This window comes from Bartonella propinqua, from assembly GCF_047263965.1.
Classification (GTDB): domain Bacteria; phylum Pseudomonadota; class Alphaproteobacteria; order Rhizobiales; family Rhizobiaceae; genus Bartonella.
Genome location: NZ_JBLEBK010000021.1, coordinates 1 through 2,921 on the forward strand (window position 1 = coordinate 1; position 2,921 = coordinate 2,921).

A 2,921-nucleotide genomic window follows, 5' to 3' on the forward strand; every position below is an offset into this window, starting at 1 on the left:
TCAAACAATGGCGCGAACATATTATAGCCTTTCAGTTCAACCGCATTGTTTGGGAACGTTTTGTTGAAATGGCAGTGCTTTCTGGACGTGTTCATTTACCAAGATGGGAAGAGGATTATTTGCCGTGGATACAATGTGAAAGCTTTGCACCGCCTCTCGAAATGATTGATCCAAGCAAGGATATTTCAGCAGAGAAAGAAGAAATTCGAGCGGGGTTGAAGACACGGCGTATGGCGCTTGCTGAACGCGGTTTTGACATTGACACCATTCACATCGAACTTGAAGAAGAGCGCAAAGATGCTCAAGAGCGCGGCTTATCCTTTGATACGGATATGGCAGACTTTTCTATTGATTATAAAGCCATTGATTCTGAAGATTCTGACGATGACTATGAGAGCAATCAAGGCAGCGAGGCACAAAGCCATGGCGAATAACCTTGATCTGCCTTTTGTGGCATCACGCCTTTTTGGTGTGCCTCATATGCTTGCCTCCACAAAGCTTGATGTCATTTTGAATGCGCTTGCTCCGCGTCTTTTTGAAGGGGAGAAATTTGCGGTTGGAGCTTTTTCGGAAAAGGACGTGGCAGCTTTACCTCTCCCTGAAGCTTATGTGGTGCGGGGCAATGTTGCGATTATCCCCATTCATGGCACGCTCGTGCGCCGTGGTGCATGGCTTGGTGCTGTGTCAGGACTGACCTCTTATGAAGGTTTGGGGCACTCTTTTCGTGAAGCCATTGCACAGCCTGATGTTCGGGCTGTTTTATTAGACATTGATAGCGGTGGCGGGGAAGCAGGCGGTGTGTTTGATTTGGTCGAAGAGTTTCGCATGCTTTCGCAAGTCTATAACAAACCCATTTGGGCACATGCCAATGAATTTGCTTGCTCTGCGGCTTATGCGCTTGCTTGCGCAGCATCTCAAATTTGGATTGCACGCACGGGGGTTGTGGGTTCGATTGGTGTTGTTTGTGCCCATCTTGACCAATCCCGTGCGGATGAAAAACAGGGGTATAAATGGACATTTGTTTTTGAGGGTGACCACAAAGTCCATGGCAACCCTCATGAGCCATTAGCCGAGAGAGCGCTTGAAAAAATGCAAGCAGATTGTGCACTTCTCTACGATATGTTTGTCGATTTGGTTGCGCAAAACAGACCCATGAGTGCTGCTGCCATTCGAGAGACGAAAGCAGACACTTTTATAGGCATTCAAGCAATTAGGCTTGGATTAGCAGATGCGCAAGGTACATTTGCGCAGGCTTTGGAAGCCTTGATGGATTCCATAAAACACCCCCCAACAGCAATAGATGAAGAAGGAGTAAACCCATGGCACGCACAAAATACCGAGCCGAAGAAGAGATTATCCAGGAGGATGAGGAAAAAGAAATTCTCGACGTCACCGATGAAGAAGAAGACGACATCGATGTTAATGCCGAAGCCTTCGACGAAGATGACGAAGAAGGAGAAGACGAAGAAGATGATGATGAAGACACGCGCAAAAACATTCAGACCGTGCGTGAACAAGAGAGAAAGCGTGCACGCGCATTAACAAATCTTGAAAAGCAAGCAAAGCGTTTGGGTGTATCTTTTGATGCTGCGAAAGCTATTAACAATGGGATGAGTGTAGAGAAAGCCCGTCATGCTGTTTTGATAGCAGCTTCCTCCAAGAGTGCGTCTTTAAAAGCATCCCCTTATGCTTCTCATGGTGATGGGAATAGCAAAGAAAAAATTCATGCAAAATGGCAACAAGCTTGGAAAGCAGTCGTAGGAAGGAAGTAAAATGAGCAATATTTTTTATGAAGACACGCGTGATAGCGCATATCTTGGGCGTTATGATCCCGATTTATCAAATGAAGAGGTTACCTTCGCATCAGGGGCAGAGATTGCGGCAGGAACTGTCATGGGTATGGTGACGACAACGGGGAAATATGTACCGTTTCGTCCCACTGCTGTAGATGGAAGCCAGATACCAGCAGGCATTTCTTATGCCAATGTTGATGCAACCAGTGGGGATCGGCGGGGAGTCATTACGGTGCGCTTGTGTAGTGTGAAAGCATCTGAATTGTTATGGCCAAGTGTCATGACGGATAAGCAAAAAGAAACAGCCATTAAATCTTTAGAACAAAAAAACAAAATACTGTTGCGATAGGAGCATGCGCACATGGATATGAACTTTTTTAAACATGATGCTTTCTCAGCGGCAACAATGATGAAAGCAATTGAAAATTATGAGTTTCAGCCAAGCCTGATCAGTTCTCTTAATCTTTTTGAGGAAGTTGAAACCAGCACGACAGTTGTAGGCATTGAAAGGCGTGACAATACCTTGTCACTGATTCAAACGAGTGAACGCGGTGCTCCTTTAGTTGAAGGGGACAGAGGGTATCGTAATCTTCGGTTTTTTAAAACAACCCGTATTGCCAAGAGTGATACTGTAAAATCAGAAGAAATCCAAAATCGTCGGGAATTTGGTACAGAAGATCAACTCGAAACGGCAATGAAATATATTGCTCAAAAACAAAAGAAGCTGATTTCTGAAATTGAGCTGACATGGGAAAATATGCAGCTTGGGGCTATTCAAGGTGTTGTTCTTGATGCAGACGGATCAGTGATTGTCGATTGGTATAAGGAATGGGAAATCAAGCCACCAGAGCCACTCGACTTTCAACTGAACAAAGAGGAGACAGATGTTGCTGATATTGTCGATCAAGTGATTATGAAAATGATTGAAGCTTCAAGTGGTGCCTTTACGGATCGTTCGCGCATTATAGGGCTTTGTGGAAATGAATTCTTTTCCAAGTTAAAAAACCACAAAACCATTCGTGAAACCTATTTAAATACAGCGATGGCACAGACATTAAACAGTGCAAAAGGTGTTGCAACACCAAGTGCTATTGGGGCAGGGAGCTTTGGTAGTTTTGATTTTGCTGG

General features: G+C 44.7%; 4 protein-coding genes and 1 pseudogene. All 5 read left to right on the forward strand.

Annotation, left to right across the window (positions count from 1 at the left end):
- A pseudogene (locus ACMFKV_RS07015) lies at positions 1–434 on the forward strand (phage portal protein); the annotation flags it as partial.
- Positions 424–1,542, forward strand: coding sequence for a S49 family peptidase (locus tag ACMFKV_RS07020; protein WP_413154902.1), 1,119 nt, complete (start codon positions 424–426; stop codon positions 1,540–1,542). The pseudogene ACMFKV_RS07015 and the gene ACMFKV_RS07020, both read left to right, overlap by 11 nt.
- Positions 1,506–1,772 (forward strand): hypothetical protein, encoded by a 267-nt coding sequence (locus ACMFKV_RS07025; protein ID WP_413154903.1) that lies wholly within the window; start codon positions 1,506–1,508, stop codon positions 1,770–1,772. The genes ACMFKV_RS07020 and ACMFKV_RS07025 overlap by 37 nt, the downstream gene beginning before the upstream one ends.
- A 1-nt stretch (position 1,773) precedes the next feature.
- Complete coding sequence (locus tag ACMFKV_RS07030; protein WP_413154904.1) at positions 1,774–2,142, forward strand: head decoration protein; 369 nt, start codon at positions 1,774–1,776, stop codon at positions 2,140–2,142.
- 12 nt (positions 2,143–2,154) lie between these two features.
- Positions 2,155–2,921 (forward strand): major capsid protein (locus ACMFKV_RS07035; protein ID WP_413154905.1); only part of this gene is annotated, 767 nt, incomplete at its 3' end.

What these genes read in the sequence shown, in the direction of transcription:
- ACMFKV_RS07020 (WP_413154902.1), top strand. Translation starts at nt 424, where the DNA reads ATGGCGAATAACCTTGATCTGCCTTTTGTGGCATCACGCCTTTTTGGT.
- ACMFKV_RS07030 (WP_413154904.1), top strand. Translation starts at nt 1,774, where the DNA reads ATGAGCAATATTTTTTATGAAGACACGCGTGATAGCGCATATCTTGGG.